The organism is Bacillus siamensis, from assembly GCF_051628075.1.
Taxonomy (GTDB): Bacteria; Bacillota; Bacilli; order Bacillales; family Bacillaceae; genus Bacillus; species Bacillus siamensis.
In genome coordinates, this window is sequence record NZ_CP155579.1 from 2,209,569 (window position 1) to 2,228,449 (window position 18,881).

Consider the following 18,881-nt stretch of genomic DNA (forward strand, 5'->3'; position numbering starts at 1 on the left):
CCGTCTCAGCTCAACTCACCCGCAGACTCTAAACCGAAAATCCGGCCTAATTCCATCTTCCAATCTTCAAACCGCTCCATGTTTTTCCGTTCTCCTTTTTGCTCGTACGGGGCCAGATCAACTCCGCAGCTGCTGCAGCATTGTCCTGTTTGATCTTCAGGCTCATACGATTCATCAAAGTAAGCCAACAGCGCTTTTCTTATGCATTCTTCCCGCTCCAATAACGCCGAAAAGCGGTTCATTTTATGCAGCTTCTTTTCCACGCGGTATGTCAGTTCTTCCTGCAGCTGTTCTTTTGTGGTTTTTCCCTGCAGATACAGGTGGATGGCCGTTCGCGCCTGCGTTTCCTGAACGCCCTTACTTATAAGAACGTCCCGAAGCTTTCGCTCATCGCTCGTACCGGCGTCCCGGATGATGGCCAGAATGCCTTCCAGATCATAATCAGACAAGCTTTCTGTCTGAATAATCTGCTGCTGAAGCTCTGTATCGCCAGGCGCTCTCAGCAAAATACTGACACTCGGGCTGCCGTCGCGTCCTGCTCTGCCGATTTCCTGCATAAAGGCCTCAGCCGTTTGGGGAGGATAAAAGTGAATGACAAAGCGGATATCAGACTTGTCCACACCCATGCCGAACGCATTGGTGCAGCAAATGCAATCAAGCTGGTTATGGATAAATTGCTGCTGGATTAAAATCCTGTCGCCTGTATCCATCCCTCCATGATAATAATCCGTCCGCTTTCCCGTTTTTTCATTCAGCTCAGCCGCAAGCTCTTCCGCCCACTTTCTGGTCGGACAATACACGATGCCCGGGCCTTCAAGCTTTTTGACGAGATCCGTGATCCTGCTTATTTTTTCGGCATTATCAGCCAAATGTTCAACCGTCAAAAGAATATTCGGCCGGTTGACAGAATATAGATGGCGCACTGCATGCTCAAGTCCGAGCACGTCCGTCACATCACTGAGCGTTTCTTTTGTCGCTGTTGCGGTCAGCGCCAATACAGGCGGCTTGCCGAGTGCTTGCCTGAAGGGCCCGAGCTTTGAATAATCAGGCCTGAAATCATGCCCCCATTCTGATATGCAATGAGCCTCATCAATGACAAACAAACTGACCGGGACGTTTTTCAAACGGTTCAGCACATAAGGTGACGAGAGGGCTTCAGGGGACATATAAAGAAATTTGTACCTGCTGATGTTGCTGAGAATAAAATGCCGCTCGGCAGCATTCAGCATGCTGTTTAATGCCGCAACCCGTTTTTCTCCTTTCGCTTTCAGCTGCTGCACCTGATCTTCCATTAATGAAAGGAGCGGCGAAATAATCAGCACGAGTCCGTCCATTATGTAACCGGGAAGCTGATAGCATAATGATTTTCCCCCGCCGGTCGGAAGCATGGCGATCGTATCCTTTTTTTGGAGCACGCTAGTCATAATCTCTTCCTGCCCTTTTTTAAACGAATGCAAACCAAAGTGCCGGTATAAAGCTTTATGGAGCTCAGTCATGCTGTTTCACCGCCTTTGCCAGCGCGAGCCTGATCTGAAAATAGCTGAAGCGCATCTGCATTCCTTCGCGAATCCGTTTAATTTTATTCGTTTGATGCTGTTTTGCAAATGCCGTTATCATACGCTGGTCCTCTTCAGAAATGTACTGTTCTATAAAAAATGCAGGCTGATGCAGTGATATTTCTACGATATGATCTTCGATGGTGGCGGTTTTTAAATTTCTGACCGCGGCGATCCTTTCAATCGGAAAACCTTTTTCCAAAAGCTCCAAGGTTTTCCTGGCAGACTGTGTCAGCGCGCTTTCCGCCCGCAAATCGGACAACAGCTCGCCTAGAGCCGGATGTGCACATTGCGGAAGCGATTGAATAACATAATGTACCGCTCCCCAAAACTGGACGGACACATACCATTCATCTTCGTTCAGCTGAGAAGCGAGCTGCTTATTCGTTTTGCCGATTCTGTCGAAAGATGTTAAAGAATAGACAAAAATAAGGGCCTGCCGTTCACTTACGCCTTGCAGAAGCTGAAACAGCGCGTCATGCATTTGGACGGAGAGCTCTTTGGCGTCTCTGTTTTTGCGCATGAACCGTTTGACCCATCTCAGCGCCTGCACATCGTTTGTAACCGGGATATATTGACTGCATTGGCGCTCTTTGTTTGACAGGACTTGAATGAGCAGGGAAAGCCGCTTCCACAAGGTAACGGCCGGCGTTTGATAATTCGCGCCGTGACAGTGCTTCGGCCAAGGCCGCTCGGCAAATGCCCGTTCGAGCTTTTGAACGCCGCGTGCAGTCACTTTACACGTTCCCTCTTCTTTTCCGGCTGTAATGTATGAGTCCCCGGCGAGTTTATGCATAGAATCCGCAATGTCGCCGCGTTCACACTGAGAAGCCATGCCGAAATATTTAGCAATCTGAAATAAGCCGGCATCCTGAATGGTTTGAGACGACTTTTTTCCTTTTAATAAATGAAACACAGCACTCGGAGTCCGTTCGCCGTCTATTTTGTCCAGACAGTCGAGAACCACGGTATCAAAGTAGTTTATCGCCAATCTAAACACACCTACATTCCTTCTGTGACAAGTTTCGTTTTTTGGTTCTTTTTATTTTAACAGATTTTCATATAAATTTGACGTTTAAAGTCATCTTTTGGGGGGAAGTGCTAAAGAGAATCCCTTATGTGATAAGCATTCTCAATCATTTTTCTGTTGAAATTTGACACTAACATCATTACAATAAGTAAGAGGAATAGGTGTTATATTTAAAAAATATATAAGGTAAACCATTTGTTCCAACACGAACAATCTGGGAGGTTTTTTTTCATGGCAAAGTACACAATCGTAGATAAAGATACGTGTATTGCATGCGGCGCCTGCGGAGCTGCAGCACCAGACATTTATGATTATGATGATGAAGGCATTGCATTCGTTACACTTGACGAAAATAAAGGTGTCGTCGAAGTTCCGGAAGTGCTGGAAGAAGATATGATTGACGCATTTGAAGGATGCCCTACTGATTCAATCAAAGTTGCGGATGAGCCGTTCGAAGGCGACCCGCTGAAATACGAATAAAAAAGCCCTCCCCGTGAGAGGAGCTTTTAGTTCTTGAATAAGACTCCGGCTGTTATCGGCCGGAGTCTTATTTTTTTGCGTGATCAAACAATCAAAAAAGCGCCCGGCCTGTGTTTTACAGAGCGGACGCTTTGGCGTGGTTATTGTGTCTGGATGCTGCGTTTTTGTTCAATCCAAGGTTTAAGCTTCGTAAAGATGAATGTAAAGACGATGGTGATGATAACGCCTTTTACAATGTTAAACGGCAGAATTCCTGCCACAACCGCCGTTTTTAATTGGCTGTTTGACAATGCCGGTGAATGTAAAAACCAAGTATACGCAGGCAGGATGAGAATATAGTTTAAAATACTCATCAGCACAGTCATTGCTGCGGTTCCGGCCAGCAGGCTCACTGCAAGTCCTTTAGCAGATTTGAGCTTTTTAAACATAAACGCCGTCGGCAGAATAAACAGCGTCCCCGCGATAAAATTGGCTGCCTGCCCGACAGGCACGCCGGCCATGCTTCCTTGAATGATATACTGCAGAATATTTTTAATTGCTTCAACCGCAATCCCCGCCGCAGGCCCGTAAACCAAAATGGCAATAATTGCAGGAACGTCACTGAAATCAATTTTCAAGTAATCCGGCAGACCCGGAAACGGGAAATTTAACAGCATAAGCACAAACGCAATGCTGCTAAGCATACTGATGACAACTAATTTTTTTACTTTCACAATGCTCTCTCCTTTTCGATCAAATCTCTCGAAAAGAGGAAAGGTTCTTTTGCACCTCAATAAAAAAACCGCTTTTAATAAAAAGCGGGAGCTTACTAAGGCTTGGCAAAGAAACGTTAGATATAAGCATCAAAACGTCTGCTGAACCTCCATCTTCTCCCATCCAGACTATACTGTCGGCTCCGGAATCTCACCGGATCCTGCCGCCAAAGCAGCTCGCGGGCTTAGAGCATGACGCTCATCACCGCCGGTAGGGAATTTCACCCTGCCCCGAAGATTGATCTTATGAATTTATTCACATTATATATGATCAAATTGTAATTGTATAGAGAACTGCTCAATTTTATATAAAATATTGATAAAGCCCATTTTAACTGAATTATCGGCTTCCTTTTCTCCTTTACTGCGTCAATACACATTGACACTCAATTAAGAATATGATAAATTATCAGATATTTAGTCAGCTAAACTAGGAGGAAATCTAACAATGTTTCGAGTTTTGGTCTCAGATAAGATGAGCAATGACGGCTTAAAGCCGCTGATGGAATCAGACTTTATAGAAATTGTTCAAAAAAACGTCGCGGATGCAGAAGATGAATTACATACCTTTGATGCCCTGTTAGTCCGCAGTGCCACAAAAGTAACCGAAGAATTGTTTAAAAAGATGACTTCTTTAAAAATCGTCGGCAGAGCCGGTGTCGGCGTAGACAACATCGACATTGATGAGGCCACAAAACATGGAGTTATCGTGATTAATGCGCCGAACGGAAACACCATTTCAACGGCAGAGCATACATTCGCGATGATTTCTTCATTAATGAGACACATTCCGCAAGCCAATATTTCAGTCAAATCAAGGGAATGGAACCGGACGGCTTTTGTCGGAGCGGAACTTTACGGAAAGACTTTAGGTATTATCGGTCTGGGCCGGATCGGAAGCGAAATCGCCCAGCGCGCCAGAGCATTCGGTATGACTGTCCATGTATTCGATCCGTTCTTAACCGAGGAGAGAGCCGGCAAAATCGGCGTGAACAGCCGGACATTCGAAGAAGTGCTTGAAAGCGCGGATATCATTACCGTTCACACGCCTTTAACAAAGGAAACAAAAGGTCTGCTTAACAGAGAAACCATTGCCAAAACAAAAAAAGGCGTCCGCCTGGTCAACTGTGCAAGAGGCGGGATTATTGATGAAGCTGCGCTTTTGGAAGCGCTGGAAAGCGGGCATGTCGCAGGCGCTGCGCTTGATGTGTTTGAAGTGGAGCCTCCTGTTGAGTCAAAACTCCCAGATCATCCGTTAGTGATCGCCACACCTCACTTAGGCGCATCAACGAAAGAAGCACAGCTGAATGTCGCGGCGCAGGTTTCTGAAGAAGTGCTGCAGTTTGCTAAAGGTCTGCCTGTCATGTCGGCGATCAATCTGCCTGCGATGACGAAGGATGAATTCAAAAAAATTCAGCCTTATCACCAAATTGCCGATAAAATCGGAAGTCTCGTGTCACAATGTATGAAAGAACCCGTCAAGGATGTTGCCATTCAATATGAAGGCACTATCGCGAAACTTGAAACATCATTTATTACAAAAAGCCTGCTGTCCGGCTTTTTAAAACCGCGTGTAGACTCAACTGTCAATGAAGTGAACGCCGGCGGTGTAGCAAAAGAACGCGGAATCAGCTTCAGCGAAAAGATTTCCTCCAATGAAACAGGATATGATAACTGCATCAGCGTAAAAGTGACCGGTGACCGGAGCACCTTTACGTTAACAGCTACGTATATCCCTCACTTCGGTGAACGAATCGTTGAACTGAACGGCTTTAATATTGACTTAAATCCTGCCGGCCACCTCGTTTATATCCAGCATCAGGATACGACCGGTGTAATCGGACGCGTCGGACGCATCCTCGGCGATAACGATATCAATATCGCTACCATGCAGGTAGGCCGTAAAGAAAAAGGCGGAGAAGCCATTATGATGCTTTCTTTTGATAAACATTTAGATGACAAAGTCGTCAATGAGCTGACTTCAATTCAGGATATTGTCTCAGTTAAATTGATTGACCTTCCGTAACAAACAAAAAACCCAAAACATTCATATGTTTTGGGTTTTTCACATTTAATGGTTCGGAAGCGGATTAGGCGCGGCGGGCACAGCGATCGGTTTTGTCACATCATAATTGCCGATTTTCTTTGTAGGCGCATGTGTGAACAGCACCTCAGAATAACCGAATTCCTTCGCAGTTAACAGAAGCCCTTCAATCATTAAAATGCCTTCCAACGAATCTTCAACTTTATGTTTTTCGGACAACTGGATCCGCAGCTGCTCGCCGCTTTCCCTTTCCGATACCGATGCAATCGCATCTGCTTCTATAATGCTCGCGGTCTGTGAGTCTCCGTCTGTTGTTTTCATCCCGTCAATGGCCTGATAAACTGAATAATAGGTTTGTTCAGACGGAATGAGATACTCTTGTCCCAGACTGTCGCGATAAGAAAAATACGCCCGGTTGGCCTGCTTATGTACGGACATCTCAGCCGAAAGGCCGGAAGCTTTAAAAAAATCCTGACCGTCTCCGTTTTGAATCTTTGTCAATTTTATCCGCTCGTAAGGACTCCAGGTCAAAGTCTCTTCCAGCATCTTTTTCAATAAATCAGCTTCGGCAGCTGATTCGATTGAAAGCCGTCCGTTTACCTGCACAAGCAAATCCTTCTTAACCGCGGTTACTTGCACACCGTCCAAAAGCTGAGGAACAGAGAGGAAAGATTCGGGCACTTCTAAGTTTTCTGCATCAGAGAATGCCTCTGAAACCGATTCGTCAGGCTTCTTTTTTTCAAAACTGACCGGAATGACGGCGGATGTATCTGAATCGGCAAACGCCAAAGTAATGTAATTGTTTTTGTTTTCGTTAGAAACGACAAACGTCTTCTGATCCGGCTTAACAGCAGCTGACTGACTGGCTTTTTCAGCTTGACCGCTGTCAGCTGTAAGATCACCGGCAGATTCGTTTTTTGTCATCAGGTGAGGAGATATAATCAGAGCGATGCACAATGCGCAGATGCCGGCGGCGGCGGGGCCAACCCAGCTTCGGGCCGGTTTTTTTCTGTCCTGTCTACCCGTTTCAACATTCCGGTAAATGGCCTCTGGTGAACGATGATCTCTAACCGCCGGAAGTTGTCTTAACAACTCCTCTACCCTTTCTTCGTTCCAATATGACTTCATCATCCATTAGCTCCTCCCTCAAAAGCTCCATCTGTTTCCGAAGTATTTTGAGCCCTCTGTGTTGGGTCGTTTTGACTTTGCTTTCCGAGAAGCCAAGAGCGGCGGCTGTTTCCTGAATGGAATATCCCTGAATAAATCTCAGGATAATAACAGCTCTTTGATCTATAGTGCAATGATCAAGCGCGGTATAAATTTCCCGGACATTTTCATGCTGTACGGCGAGTTCGTCCGGAAGCAAATGCTGATCTCTGACATCTTGTGTATCCCAATCAAACGTACCCATAATACGCTGTCTGATCGTCTGCTGCTTGCGGAACCAGTCAATCGCCACATGGCGCGCGATGGACAACAGCCATGTTTTTTCACTGCTTCTTCCTTCAAAAGTATGATAAGAATTCAAGACGCGGATATACACTTCCTGCGTCAGATCCTCAGCCTGAGTCTTATCTTTCACCATATAAAATAAAAATTGGTATAAATCTTGATGGTATGAATCATATAATATCTGAAAGGTTTCTTCCATGGGAAGCCCCTCCGTTCACTTTTTTGTCGTAAAAATGCGTTGAAAAGTTACATTACAACTATATTACGAGAAACTGGAATTTGGAAGGGAATTTATATTAACATATTCTTAAATTTTTAAAGGAGAAATAAACAAAAACACCCGCATGTTCTGCGGGTGTTTCGTATGGAACAAGATTGTTCGTCAATTTCAGACGCCATCCTGCACTTTTGTCGGAATATAAAATGTAAATGTCGTTCCTTTGTCAATGCTGCTGTGCACCGCAATTGAGCCGCCGTGGGCTTCCACGATATTTTTTACGATGGCAAGTCCGAGTCCGGTTCCTGCCCTGCCCCTTGTTCTCGCCTTGTCCGCTTTATAAAAACGTTCAAAAATAAAAGGCAGGTCCTCTTCAGGTATTCCCGAGCCGGAATCTTTAATATCGATTTTCAAACCGTCTTTCACGGTCTGAACCGCGATATGAACGTTTCCGCCTGACTCTGTGTGACGCAGCGCATTATCTATAAGGTTGGTAAACACCTGCTCCATTTTGTCTTCGTCAAAAACACACTCCGGCTGAGACACGGCAATATCTTCTGTGAGCGAAACCTCTTTTTCTTTCGCTACACCGGAGAATTTGCGGGAGATCTTCTCCAGAAATTCATGCAGATTCACCGTCTCATAATGCAGGCCCGTATGTCCGGATTCCATTCTGGCCAAATCCAGCAAATCATTGACGAGCCGGCCCATGCGAAGAGATTCATCATAAATGATCTGTGCGATTTCTTTTTTCTCCTCTTCGGTGCTTGCAATGTCGTCCACTATTGCTTCGCTGTATCCCTGCAGCATAGAAATCGGGGTCCTGAGTTCGTGACTGACATTGGCAATGAAATCTTCACGCAGCTTATCAAGCCTGCGCTCTTCGGTCATATCACGGAGCACGGCTACGGCGCCGCGGACGTGTGATTCCGCATAAAGAGGCGACATTAATAAAACCCATGACCTTCCTTGAAGCGTCATCTCAATCATTTGCTCTTTTTCTGTGCTCACGGCATTTTGGAAAAGCTCTTTCGCCTCAGGCGGAAGATTGTCTCCTTCTTTAATATTCATATTCTGCTCATAATACCAGGCCTGCAGAAAGCGTTCAGCCGGCGGGTTTGTCACCAAAATGGTGCCGTCGATATTGATGGTGATAACTCCGTCTGCCATACTGCTTAAAATATTGGACAGCTGTTCTTTTTCCTGATTCAGCGCGTTGATATGAAAATTGAGCTGCCGGCCCATCTGATTAAAGGCGATGGCAAGCTCCCCGATTTCATCTTGAGTAAGAATCGGAATCTTTGTATCAAACTTTCCTTTCGCCAAATCCTGGGCGCCTTCCCGCATTTTCCGAAGCGGGTACGTCACCCTGCTGGACAAGAAGAAGGCGAAAAACGTTGTCAAGACAATGGCGATGCCCGCCGCAAGAAAAATATAGCGTGTCGTATGTTTCGTCGTATCTTTGACGGCAAGCAGCGACTGAGATAAAAAGACCATGCCTTTTTTGCCGTCTTTTTCATACGGCACTCCGACGATCAGCCGTTCGTTATCGGAACCGGCATTGTTGGGCACCGCGCGTTTGCTTACTTTTTTTCGGTCTGTCAGCGCCTTGTGCAGATCCCGGTCGTGTTTGATCTGTTCCAATGTAATAGAGGATAAATGATTATCGTCATTGGGCGAATACCAGACATGCTTATCATCCTGAATGATCGCGATGCTCGTTAAATTGTCCGCCAGCTCCCACGTGATGGATCTGGCAAGCGGCTGATCTTCATGATTTTCTATAATGACCGCAATTTTATCGGCAAGCTGCGTTAAATCTTTTTCCGCTTCTTCTACGTGGTAATTTTCTATAAACTCCAGAAGCAGCACCGTTAAAATAAATAAAACAATTAATACGAGTGAAAGAATGGTAAACCAAAGCTTTCCTACTACGCTTTTCCAAAACTTCATTCAGCGCCTACCTCAAATTTGTATCCGACTCCCCATACGGTGACGATTTTTTTCGCCGCTCCCGGGGATACTTTGTTTAATTTTTCACGGAGCCGTTTGACATGGGTGTCAACCGTTCTGAGATCACCGAAGAATTCATACTGCCACACTTCTTTTAAAAGTTTTTCTCTGTCATACACTTTGTCAGGCGTTTTTGCCAGAAAGTACAGCAGTTCATATTCCTTCGGCGTCAGGCTCACCTCTGTGCCGTCCGCGGTCACTCTGTGAGCATCGTGATCGATGGAAAGGTGTGAAAAGACGAGCACATTTTTTGTCGGCGTATTGGCTGACAGATAGGATGTTTGGGAAGCTCTTCTTAAGAGCGCTTTTACCCGGAGCACCACTTCTCTCGGGCTGAAAGGCTTCACGATATAATCGTCCGTGCCTGCTTCAAACCCTTGGACGCGGTTGGCTTCTTCCCCTTTTGCCGTCAGCATGATAATCGGCGTTGCTTTTTTTTCTCTAAGCTGCCGGCATACTTCTATTCCGTCCGTTCCCGGCATCATTAAATCCAAAAGCACCAGATCATAATCTGATGCCAGCCCCATTTTAATGGCCTCATCGCCGTTTTCCGCTTCTTCAATCACATAGTTTTCCCGTTCAAGGTACATTCTTAAAAGGCGTCGAATTCTGGCTTCATCATCTACTACTAATATTTTAGTTTCATTTGTTTGATCCATCGTTTTCCCCCTGCTTTCCTTCTGTTACTATCATTTTAACAAACTGTACGGCTGCTTGAGAACTGTATCGGCTTTCGGCTCTATGCGTACGAATGAAGTCCGGCAAGCACGAGATTCACAAAAATTAAGTTAAACATAATAATGGCGAAACCGATGACGGCAAGCCACGCGGACTTTTCGCCATGCCAGCCTCTTGACAGCCGCAAGTGCAAGTACGCTGCGTAAAATAAAAAGGTGATCAGCGCCCATACTTCTTTCGGGTCCCAGCCCCAAAAACGCGTCCATGCAAGCTGCGCCCAGATCATCGCAAACACAAGCGCGCCGAGCGTAAATACCGGAAAGCCGATAGAAACCGCGCGGTAGCCGACTTCATCTACCAAGTCCAGATTCACATTTTTGACGAGCGGGCTTAAAAGAGCGCTGATTCTCTTTCTGAATATCAGCCTGAGGGCGCCGTATAAGACGAGGCCCGCGCCAAACGACCAGATCACCGTATTGACCTTTCTGCCTGAAAAAATAGCCGGAAGCTCAATAAACGGCTTCATTGCGCCTTCTGTAAGCAGTTCTCCCTCATGCGGGCCGACAAGAGCAGGCATATCATATATCATGACGCTTTTGGCGTCTTTTTTATCCACCCAATTAAATTCGGCTTTGTAGTCCGCCAGCCGGAATGCCGACGTCACAGCGATAAATGCCACCGTCGTCACAATAATAAACATGATGACCTCGAGCCAGAACGTTTTTTTGCCCGGTCTGGACTGGTCGACATGCTTTAACAGGAAAATGACACCGGCTACAAAGCTGATCGCAAGAATTGCCTGCCCGAGCGCCGCCGTCGTGACGTGAATGTACAGCCAATTGCTCTGCAATGACGGAATAAGCGGCGTAATATCAGCGGGAAACATGCTTGCGTACGCGATCAGCAAAAGTGCGACAGACAATGTGAACATGCCTAAAGACGGCAGTCTGTAAATAAAGTAAATAATAATAAAAGCGAGAACAAGCATCATGCCGAATGACGTTGTAAATTCAAACATATTGCTGACAGGCGCATGCCCGCTTGCCGACCATCTCGCAATGAAGTAGGCGAGATGGCATAGAAATCCGACAATGGTTAACGTGATTCCGATAGCCGACCAGCGGCCCTTCCCGTCCTTTGCGCCTTTTGTTCCCCGGATGGCGCCGCCGAAAACCGGGACGGCAATTAAATAAATCAAAAAGGCAGCATAAAGAAAATTTGCGCTCAGCTCCGCCATGACACCACTCCTTTTTCATTAGGCCTGATTTTTGACCAGTTCTTTTTGATCGGCCGGTTCTTTAATCTCCGTCCCGCTAAGAACATATCCGATATCCTTTTTTAAACCGAACCAGTTTTTGTTCGTATGTCCTGCCACAAGCACTTCGCTGTCACCGGGTTTGATCCAGATCCTTCTATGCTGCCAGTACATCCCTTGAATGACGCCGATCATAAAGATCGCGCCCCCGACGGCAAGCACCCATAAGGTTAAATCTTTTCTGACGGTGAGACCTGTAATGTTTTTCGTTTCCACATGGTCGAATTTTAATTTGTACTTGTTATTTGCGGAACCTTCAACAGTCTGCTGAATCGCAACAAAGCTTTTCTCCCCTTTCGGCTTGTCAGGAGCCGTGACTTTAAAGACGAAAGCCGGATTGTTTGGGACCTTTGTTTTCGTGCTCGGTTCTCCGTCCTTATTAAAATAAAAATCGGGAAGATAACTGGCGATCTGCACTTTGTAACCGTTACCAAGATCATAGTCCGTGTCGGGATCAAGAAGATTGATCTTCAGTTTGCCGAATGACCGTTTTGTTTTTTGGTCGATCAGCTGGAATACCATCTGATCGAGCTGGTTTTCTTTATAGTCCACCTGATACACAGAATAGGAGTCAAACCGCAGCGGTTCATTGACGCGGATATCGTTTTCTTTGACTCTTTTAAGCTTTGGCTTTTCACCGAATACGATGTCGCCCTCCCTCTTGTACAAAACCGCATCCGTTGTGAAGGATTTTGCGACTTTGCCGTTTCCGGCTCTGTCAATGGCATCGGCGAATACTTTTTTCTCAGTGTTTTTATTATACGTCTCCATGGTGAACCGGTTGTTTTTTAAGTAATATTGGCCGTCGGTGCCGGGAATCTGGGCGGTTTCGCCTTCACGGACCCAGAGCGTTTCATCGACGTACATCCCCGGGACGAATCTCAGCATGGCTCCGATCAGAAAAATGATCAGGCCGATATGATTAACGTAGGGCCCCCACCTTGAAAAACGGCCCTTTTCTGCGAGAATACTTCCCTCTTGTTCCCGCACTCTATAATGCTTTTTTTTCAATCGTGTTCTGATGCCATCAGCCGTATCTCCGCTCAGCTCAGTTTCTGTCCGGCTGTATAGACGCTGCCGCCTTAAAAAGACCGGATTCCGCTGAACGCCTTGATTTTTCAGCGCCCTGTACAACGGAATCACCCGATCCAGGCTGCAGATGACAAGTGATACGCCGATTGATGCGATCAAAAGCATATACCACCATGAGCCGTACAGGTGATGAAACCCCAGCAGATAATACAATTGGCCGATTGTGCCGTACTGCTGTTCATAGTATGTATCCGGCTGAGCGCCCGGCGGCAGATAAGCTTCCTGCGGAAAAACCGTGCCGAATGCCGACGCCGCCAGAGTAATGACGATCAGCCATATTCCGACTTTAACGGAAGAAAAGAAATTCCATACCTTATCTACAATTGTTTTGTTATATGTTTGCGAACGTCTTGCGCTGCCGTCGTACCGCATATCGGCAAGCGGCGACTTTTGATCATCAAGCGGCTTTCCGCATGACTCGCACAATACCGTCCCGGCTGGATTCACGTGTCCGCATTCACATTTAGCCTTTTTCATGAAGACGCCTCCGGCTTAATTAAATTCATATAGTCATGAACCATGCGTTCTGTTATCGTGCCGGTCACCACTTTCACGACTTTTCCGTCGGGATTGATCAAAAATGTCGTCGGGATAGGCGATACGCCGTACGCGTCCAGCACTTGCCGGTCAGTATCAAGCGCAACAGGGAAATTGACGCCGTATGTTTTCATAAAATTATGTACTGCAATTTTTGATTCGCCGACATTTACCGCAATCACCTCGACACCGAGGTCTTTAAAATGCTTGTATTGATTCTCCATATAGGGAAATTCCTGCTTGCACGGCTCGCACCACGTTCCCCAGAAATTCAGAAAAACACCTTTTCCTTTTAACTGACTCAGTTCTATGAGTCTGCCCTCTGTATCTTTCAGCGCGAAATTCGGGGCTTTGGACCCCTCAGATATACGCTCGCCGTTTGAGTAAACAGCATTATAGACGGTATATCCGAGCGCGCAGAGTAAGATGAGAAGGATGCCGGTCCGAATGAATAAACGCCGCCGTTTTTTGTTCATTGTACACTGCTCCCCTCCCCTGCCTGCAAATCCATTCAATTATATCATCTTCGCGTTTTGTAATTTTTGAAGGTTATGTGAAAATTAGAAAGCGTTTTTACCGTGTTCAGCTAAAGCCCGCAGCCTTTTCACCTCATGCGGCGTCAATTCTCTTGCGTCTCCTGTGTGAAGGCCCCTTAAATCTAAAAAGGCGTATTCTTCACGTTTGAGCTTCAGCACGTCATGACCGATTGCCTCAAACATACGGCGGACCTGTCTGTTCCGTCCTTCATGAATTGTCAGCTGAATAATGCTCGTCTGCTTTCTTTTGTCCAGAGAAAGCATTTTCGCTCTGGCCGGCGCTGTCTTGCCTTCTTCAAGCTGAATGCCGCGCTCAAGCTTCCGGAGAAGTTCCTTGGAAGGAATCCCCTTCACTTTGGCGACGTACGTCTTATCAATTTCGTATTTCGGGTGCATGAGTTTGTTGGCAAACTCGCCGTCATTTGTCAGTAATAAAAGACCGCTCGTATCATAATCAAGTCTGCCGATCGGATAAATACGCTGCGGCACTTCTTTGAAAAAGTCGGTTACCACTTTCCGCCCTTTATCGTCATTAGAAGCTGAGATCACTCCTCTCGGTTTATAAAGCAGAAAGTACACGGGTTCTTCCCGCTCCACCTTTAATCCGTTTACTTCAATCTGATCAGAACCGGTCACTTTTACGCCGAGCTCTGTTATTACTTTTCCATTCACCTTTACTTTTCCTTCTTTTATCAGCTCTTCTGCCTTTCTGCGTGATGCCACGCCGGCATGAGCAATAACTTTTTGCAGTCTTTCCATGTCGTTCACCTCAAGTATAATCTTACTTTTTTCCCCTTGAACAAACAAGCTTTTTCAAGGAGCATTATTCTGATATATAAAAAGCGCCTCAATCAGGCGCTTCCAAATAATAACGTAACTATGATGATTGATGCAACCACCCCGATCAGATCAGCAAGAAGACCAACCTTTAAAGCATCCCCCATTTTTTTGATGCCGACCGCCCCAAAATACACAGTCAGGACATACAGCGTCGTGTCAGTCGATCCCTGCATGACCGAGGCCAGTCTGCCGATAAATGAATCAGGCCCGTACACGGCGATCAAATCCGTCGTCATGCCGAGCGCCGCCGTACCCGAAATCGGACGGATCAGAGCAAGCGGCACGACCTCTGCGGGAATGCCGAGCGCCGTAAAGAAAGGCTTGCACAGCCCCATGACAAAATCAAGCGCGCCCGAGGCCCGGAATACGGTTATCGCCACAAGCATCCCGACCAAATACGGAATGATGGAAAACGCAATCTCAATTCCTTCTTTTCCGCCTTCAACGAATGATTCATATGTCGGCACTTTTTTGATCGTGCCGTATATCAATACACCGGCGATAATAATCGGAATCATGGCTAAAGACAGCCAATTCACCATTTCCATTCGCTTACCTCCCTTTTCTTTTGCGGCGGTACCAGAAGTAGCGGTCAATGAAAATCGCGCCGATACCCGAAATTAAAGTCGCTAAGATGGTCGGTCCGACGATATCGGTCGGTGATTTCGCCGAATAAGCCATGCGGACGGCAATGACGGTTGTCGGTATCAATGTAATGCTCGAAGTATTTACCGCCAAAAAGGTAATCATGGAACGGCTGGCCTCAGACTTGCCTCCGTTCAGCTTTTTCATCTGCTCCATGGCTTTAATGCCGAGGGGCGTCGCCGCATTTCCCAATCCGAAAAAGTTTGCCATGAGATTTGATAAGATGTATCCCATTGCCGGATGATCAGGGGGAATATCAGGAAACAGCTTAGAAATAAACGGACGGCACATTTTGCTGAATATATCCAAAAGGCCGGACTGCTCCGCTATTTTCATCAGGCCGAGCCAGAACACGAGGACGCTCATTAATCCGAACGAGATCGTAACCGCTTCTTTCGCTCCTTTAAAAACTGCTTCATTCACATCCTGCAAGGTTCCGTTAAACATCGCAAAGACCAGTCCGATTACCGTCAGACAGACCCAGATTAAATTGACCATGCTGAACCGCCCGCCGCGCTCATAAACAGGCTCGTAAATGTTTCAATGAAATGCTTTTTCGGTTTTTTAAGGTGCTCGTTTTCATAATAGACGGGGACCTTGGCGATCACTTTCCCATCATGCATAACAGTCATCCGGCCGACGACATCAGGAATGAGAGAAGCATCCTTTTTCCAGGCTTTTTTCGGTTTTATTAAGGTTGTGCTGATTTTCACATCATCGATCTCATCCTCTTTTAACAAATACTTGACATCCCGGGAAATAAAAGCGTGTTTTCCGTAAAACGTCTTTTTCAGCTTCGGGATGCCGCCTTTTTTGGCGACAACATAGGTTTTATAGTGCTCAAAGACATAATTAAACATATTCATATGGTCATCCCAGTCATCCGGATCATTTATGGTGACTGCGATCAGATCCGTTCCGCCTTTTGAAGCCGTCGAAACGAGCGTCCGTTTCGCGATTTTTGTGTACCCCGTTTTTCCGCCTGTGCTGTAACGATAAAGCCCTGTCAGAAGCTTGTTTTTATTTTTCCATACCCGGTCCATCGTTTCCGCTTTATACACTTTGGTGCCCGAAACAGTCCGGTATTCCTTGATCTTCATCGCGTATTTAGTCAAAAGCGCCATATCATACGCCGTTGAATATAAATTTTCATGGTCGTCCAGCCCGTGCGGGTTTTGAAATTTTGTATTTTCCATTCCGATTTGCTCGGCTTTGTGGTTCATCATAAATACAAAACCGTCAAGACTTCCGCCGACATATTCAGCAATGGCCGCAGCGGCGTCATTTCCTGACCTCAGCATAAGCCCGTAAACGAGGTCCTTCAGTTTTACTTTCTGTCCAGGCTGAAGATAAATGGCCGAGCCTTCCGTTTTTACGGCATTCGGCGAAACCGTCACCATCTCTTCCATCTTCCCAGATTCAATCGCCAGCACCGCCGTCATGATTTTCGTAATGCTCGCGATCCGCCGCTTATGGTGTTCGTCCTTAGCAAACAACACCCTGCCTGATGCACCGTCGATTATAATCGCGCTTTTTGCGCTGACATGTATTTGGGCATGTGCCGTATTTCCGTCTGTAATAGAAAACAAAATAACAAAAATCAAAAGAAATACGGCAGCTTTTTTGAGAAAGCGCATGAATGCTCACGTCCTTGTTGTGGGTTTGTACAAGTTTATGCGCATGTCCATGACTTATGAATACCAATTGCATCTCTTTTACGTAAAAAAACTCTCCCTTTGGGAGAGTTTTTTTATCTGGATGATACCATATTCGAGCCTGATGCTTCATATTGCGCCAATTCTTCACGCATGCGCAGAAACTCACTGCTCAGTGAAAGCAGAAGGCTCCGCAGCGAATCGGGCACATGCTGATAAAATTCAATCGCACTTTGGCCTGTATAAGCGGCGCGGCTGTTTTCGTACCACGTATCCTTTTTCGGCATGAAAAATTCTTCCACGCACTGATGATACACTTTATACAGCGTTTTTTCCGCTCTCGCCTCATGAAACGGCTCCTGCATTAAGAGCCGGCGGCAGGCTTCCTGGGCGCCTTCGCAAAAGACGGTCATCCTTCTCAGCACACTGAGCACATCGCGGCAGTATGCCTCATCCGCCTTTCCAGAAGCCTGCATTTCCGGTAATGTCGTATGATTTAAATAACTGTTGACCATCGTGACAACCTCGGCTAAAAATTCACCAGTTTCTTCAGTATGGGCCCTCACAATCGAATTTCCCATTTCCGTCCGTTTCCTTCCTCTCTTGTACTTCGTCAATTTGCGTTATTCATCAATGGCCTTTCCCTATTATCGTATGATGAAAAACCGTTATTATTTAATATCCTCAAAAGTTTGGTTGAAGTTTTCAAAGAATAAGTCGGCTTCCTCCTGGAGAACGTCTTCTTCCGCATTTTCAGGAAGAGGCGGAAGCTCGTCCAGTGTTTTTAAGCCGAATTGTTCAAGAAATACCGGGGTCGTGCCGTATAAAATCGCCCGGCCGGGACCGTCGGCGCGTCCCACCTCACACAGCAGCGCTTTTGACACGAGACTGTGCAGAATCCGCTCAGACTTCACGCCCCGAATATCTTCAATTTCCGCCCGTGTGATCGGCTGCTTGTATGAAACGATCGCCAGCACTTCTAAAGAAGCCTGTGACAGTCCCTTTGACGGCACCTCGATTAATTTTTTCAAATAAGGCACGAATTCTTTTTTCGTTGCAAGCATATACGTATCCGCATATTCGGTCAGCTCAATGCCCCTGCCGTCTTCCTTGTACTGGGCGGCCACTTCTTCCATGATTCCGGCCAGTTCCGCTTCTTCTATTTCAAGCACCGTCACCAATTGCTTTTTGGTCAGCCCTTCATCACCCGCCGCGTACAGCAAGGCCTCCACAATCGCTTTCCAATTCACGATATCAAGCGCCATGAATGGATTCACTCCCCGTAATGTATATATCTGAAAAGTTTTCTTCTTGTTCGATGATAATCTGCTGATTTTTCATCAGCTCCAGAACGGCTAAAAACGTCACGACGAGATGGTCTCTTTGCCGAGAAGGAAAAAGCTCCGTAAAGTTGATTCTTCTTCCCGCCGTCTTTAAGCTTTTTACGATTTCGTTCATTCTGTCTTCAATCGGTATTTCCTGTCTTGTAATGGTCGTTTCTTTCGGCCGCGAGATTTTTTTACGCTGAAGCACCTTTTGAAACGCACCGATCATGTCATAAACGGTCACCGACAGCCTCTGCTCCGTCTGTTTGATTTCTTTTGCATACTCACTTAAATCACTCGGCGGCTTTGTAAATGACTTTTGTCTTTCTTCTTCCCGCTCTTTTAAATCATTCGCAGCGGTTTTATATTTTCTATACTCAATCAGCTTTTCAATCAGCTCGTCCCGAGGGTCTTCCTCTTCAAGCATTTCATCTTCAAACAGCTCTTCCTCTTGTTTCGGAAGCAGCATTCTGCTTTTAATGCTGAGAAGCGTCGCCGCCATGACCAGATATTCACTGGCGACATCAAGTTCAAGCACTTGCATTGTATGTACATATAATAAATATTGTTCAGTAATGGTTGCCACGGGTATGTCGTATATGTCGATTTCAAGACGGTTAATCAGATGAAGCAGCAGGTCCAATGGGCCTTCAAACGTATCAATTTTCACTTGATATTCTACCATTATCTCACCATTTTCAATATCACTCTCAT

19 protein-coding genes and 1 riboswitch are annotated in these 18,881 nt (G+C 46.1%); of the genes, 2 read left to right on the plus strand and 17 right to left on the minus strand.

All coding sequences use genetic code 11. The features are described from left to right. Positions 1-5 precede the first annotated feature (5 nt). Complete coding sequence (locus tag ABDB98_RS10790) at positions 6-1,496, minus strand: RecQ family ATP-dependent DNA helicase (protein ID WP_438420144.1); 1,491 nt, start codon at positions 1,494-1,496, stop codon at positions 6-8. Next, on the minus strand, positions 1,489-2,547 hold the full coding sequence (locus ABDB98_RS10795) for a helix-turn-helix domain-containing protein (RefSeq protein WP_438420145.1): 1,059 nt from the start codon (positions 2,545-2,547) through the stop codon (positions 1,489-1,491). Before ABDB98_RS10795 ends, ABDB98_RS10790 begins: the two co-directional genes overlap by 8 nt. 270 nt (positions 2,548-2,817) lie before the next feature. On the opposite strand from ABDB98_RS10795, the gene ABDB98_RS10800 reads away from it, so the two are divergent. Next, a complete protein-coding gene (locus ABDB98_RS10800) occupies positions 2,818-3,066 on the plus strand; it encodes a ferredoxin (RefSeq protein WP_003153403.1) in 249 nt (82 codons plus the stop codon). Between the two features lie 140 nt (positions 3,067-3,206). Here ABDB98_RS10800 and ABDB98_RS10805 read toward each other — a convergent pair whose 3' ends face one another. Then, positions 3,207-3,779, minus strand: a complete 573-nt coding sequence (locus ABDB98_RS10805; RefSeq protein WP_015240114.1) for an ECF transporter S component — start codon at positions 3,777-3,779, stop codon at positions 3,207-3,209. 147 nt (positions 3,780-3,926) lie between these two features. Continuing rightward, positions 3,927-4,061: riboswitch (FMN riboswitch) on the minus strand. Between the two features lie 205 nt (positions 4,062-4,266). Between ABDB98_RS10805 and serA the strand changes: the two genes are divergently transcribed. After that, on the plus strand, positions 4,267-5,844 hold the full coding sequence (gene serA, locus ABDB98_RS10810) for a phosphoglycerate dehydrogenase (protein ID WP_060964871.1): 1,578 nt from the start codon (positions 4,267-4,269) through the stop codon (positions 5,842-5,844). 45 nt (positions 5,845-5,889) lie between these two features. Here the strand turns inward: serA and ABDB98_RS10815 are convergent, their stop codons facing one another. The 14 genes from ABDB98_RS10815 to ABDB98_RS10880 all read right to left on the minus strand — a co-directional run bounded on the left by ABDB98_RS10815 (position 5,890) and on the right by ABDB98_RS10880 (position 18,852). Then, entirely contained in the window at positions 5,890-6,954 is a 1,065-nt protein-coding gene (locus tag ABDB98_RS10815; RefSeq protein WP_438422136.1) for a sugar dehydratase, read from the minus strand. Beyond that, complete coding sequence (gene sigX / locus ABDB98_RS10820; RefSeq protein WP_438420146.1) at positions 6,929-7,513, minus strand: RNA polymerase sigma factor SigX; 585 nt, start codon at positions 7,511-7,513, stop codon at positions 6,929-6,931. The genes ABDB98_RS10815 and sigX overlap by 26 nt, the downstream gene beginning before the upstream one ends. Positions 7,514-7,702: 189 nt before the next feature. Then, positions 7,703-9,484: an ATP-binding protein gene (locus ABDB98_RS10825; protein ID WP_016939132.1), complete on the minus strand. Its 1,782-nt coding sequence runs from the start codon at positions 9,482-9,484 to the stop codon at positions 7,703-7,705. Beyond that, positions 9,481-10,203, minus strand: a complete 723-nt coding sequence (gene resD, locus ABDB98_RS10830; RefSeq protein ID WP_045925486.1) for a DNA-binding response regulator ResD — start codon at positions 10,201-10,203, stop codon at positions 9,481-9,483. The genes ABDB98_RS10825 and resD overlap by 4 nt, the downstream gene beginning before the upstream one ends. An 80-nt stretch (positions 10,204-10,283) precedes the next feature. Continuing rightward, on the minus strand, positions 10,284-11,459 hold the full coding sequence (ccsB, locus tag ABDB98_RS10835; protein ID WP_047475707.1) for a c-type cytochrome biogenesis protein CcsB: 1,176 nt from the start codon (positions 11,457-11,459) through the stop codon (positions 10,284-10,286). An 18-nt stretch (positions 11,460-11,477) separates the two neighbouring features. After that, the gene (gene resB / locus ABDB98_RS10840) at positions 11,478-13,106 is read right to left on the minus strand and encodes a cytochrome c biogenesis protein ResB (RefSeq protein WP_438420147.1); all 1,629 of its coding nucleotides are present in this window, start codon (positions 13,104-13,106) and stop codon (positions 11,478-11,480) included. Further along, a complete protein-coding gene (gene resA / locus ABDB98_RS10845; protein ID WP_438420148.1) occupies positions 13,103-13,642 on the minus strand; it encodes a thiol-disulfide oxidoreductase ResA in 540 nt (179 codons plus the stop codon). Before resA ends, resB begins: the two co-directional genes overlap by 4 nt. 84 nt (positions 13,643-13,726) lie before the next feature. After that, positions 13,727-14,461 (minus strand): 23S rRNA pseudouridine(2605) synthase RluB, encoded by a 735-nt coding sequence (gene rluB, locus ABDB98_RS10850; protein WP_438420149.1) that lies wholly within the window; start codon positions 14,459-14,461, stop codon positions 13,727-13,729. Positions 14,462-14,553: 92 nt separating this feature from the next. Continuing rightward, the gene (locus tag ABDB98_RS10855) at positions 14,554-15,090 is read right to left on the minus strand and encodes a spore maturation protein (RefSeq protein WP_224988082.1); all 537 of its coding nucleotides are present in this window, start codon (positions 15,088-15,090) and stop codon (positions 14,554-14,556) included. Between the two features lie 4 nt (positions 15,091-15,094). After that, positions 15,095-15,685 carry a nucleoside recognition domain-containing protein gene (locus ABDB98_RS10860; RefSeq protein ID WP_224988080.1) on the minus strand — a complete coding sequence of 197 codons (591 nt, stop codon included), beginning with the start codon at positions 15,683-15,685 and terminating at the stop codon, positions 15,095-15,097. After that, positions 15,673-16,824, minus strand: coding sequence for a D-alanyl-D-alanine carboxypeptidase family protein (locus ABDB98_RS10865; RefSeq protein WP_438420150.1), 1,152 nt, complete (start codon positions 16,822-16,824; stop codon positions 15,673-15,675). The genes ABDB98_RS10860 and ABDB98_RS10865 overlap by 13 nt, the downstream gene beginning before the upstream one ends. A 113-nt stretch (positions 16,825-16,937) precedes the next feature. Beyond that, positions 16,938-17,423 carry a DUF3907 family protein gene (locus ABDB98_RS10870; protein WP_016939138.1) on the minus strand — a complete coding sequence of 162 codons (486 nt, stop codon included), beginning with the start codon at positions 17,421-17,423 and terminating at the stop codon, positions 16,938-16,940. A gap of 90 nt (positions 17,424-17,513) precedes the next feature. After that, positions 17,514-18,107, minus strand: coding sequence for an SMC-Scp complex subunit ScpB (gene scpB, locus ABDB98_RS10875; protein WP_016939139.1), 594 nt, complete (start codon positions 18,105-18,107; stop codon positions 17,514-17,516). Further along, entirely contained in the window at positions 18,097-18,852 is a 756-nt protein-coding gene (locus ABDB98_RS10880) for a segregation/condensation protein A (RefSeq protein WP_438420151.1), read from the minus strand. Before ABDB98_RS10880 ends, scpB begins: the two co-directional genes overlap by 11 nt. Positions 18,853-18,881: the final 29 nt, after the last annotated feature.

Bases quoted from the DNA above. Each gene is read 5' to 3' on its own strand.
- ABDB98_RS10790 (WP_438420144.1), bottom strand. From the start codon at position 1,496: ATGACTGAGCTCCATAAAGCTTTATACCGGCACTTTGGTTTGCATTCG.
- ABDB98_RS10800 (WP_003153403.1), top strand. From the start codon at position 2,818: ATGGCAAAGTACACAATCGTAGATAAAGATACGTGTATTGCATGCGGC.
- serA (WP_060964871.1), top strand. From the start codon at position 4,267: ATGTTTCGAGTTTTGGTCTCAGATAAGATGAGCAATGACGGCTTAAAG.
- sigX (WP_438420146.1), bottom strand. From the start codon at position 7,513: ATGGAAGAAACCTTTCAGATATTATATGATTCATACCATCAAGATTTA.
- ABDB98_RS10825 (WP_016939132.1), bottom strand. From the start codon at position 9,484: ATGAAGTTTTGGAAAAGCGTAGTAGGAAAGCTTTGGTTTACCATTCTT.
- resD (WP_045925486.1), bottom strand. From the start codon at position 10,203: ATGGATCAAACAAATGAAACTAAAATATTAGTAGTAGATGATGAAGCC.
- ccsB (WP_047475707.1), bottom strand. From the start codon at position 11,459: ATGGCGGAGCTGAGCGCAAATTTTCTTTATGCTGCCTTTTTGATTTAT.
- resB (WP_438420147.1), bottom strand. From the start codon at position 13,106: ATGAAAAAGGCTAAATGTGAATGCGGACACGTGAATCCAGCCGGGACG.
- resA (WP_438420148.1), bottom strand. From the start codon at position 13,642: ATGAACAAAAAACGGCGGCGTTTATTCATTCGGACCGGCATCCTTCTC.
- rluB (WP_438420149.1), bottom strand. From the start codon at position 14,461: ATGGAAAGACTGCAAAAAGTTATTGCTCATGCCGGCGTGGCATCACGC.
- ABDB98_RS10855 (WP_224988082.1), bottom strand. From the start codon at position 15,090: ATGGAAATGGTGAATTGGCTGTCTTTAGCCATGATTCCGATTATTATC.
- ABDB98_RS10860 (WP_224988080.1), bottom strand. From the start codon at position 15,685: ATGGTCAATTTAATCTGGGTCTGTCTGACGGTAATCGGACTGGTCTTT.
- ABDB98_RS10865 (WP_438420150.1), bottom strand. From the start codon at position 16,824: ATGCGCTTTCTCAAAAAAGCTGCCGTATTTCTTTTGATTTTTGTTATT.
- ABDB98_RS10870 (WP_016939138.1), bottom strand. From the start codon at position 17,423: ATGGGAAATTCGATTGTGAGGGCCCATACTGAAGAAACTGGTGAATTT.
- scpB (WP_016939139.1), bottom strand. From the start codon at position 18,107: ATGGCGCTTGATATCGTGAATTGGAAAGCGATTGTGGAGGCCTTGCTG.
- ABDB98_RS10880 (WP_438420151.1), bottom strand. From the start codon at position 18,852: ATGGTAGAATATCAAGTGAAAATTGATACGTTTGAAGGCCCATTGGAC.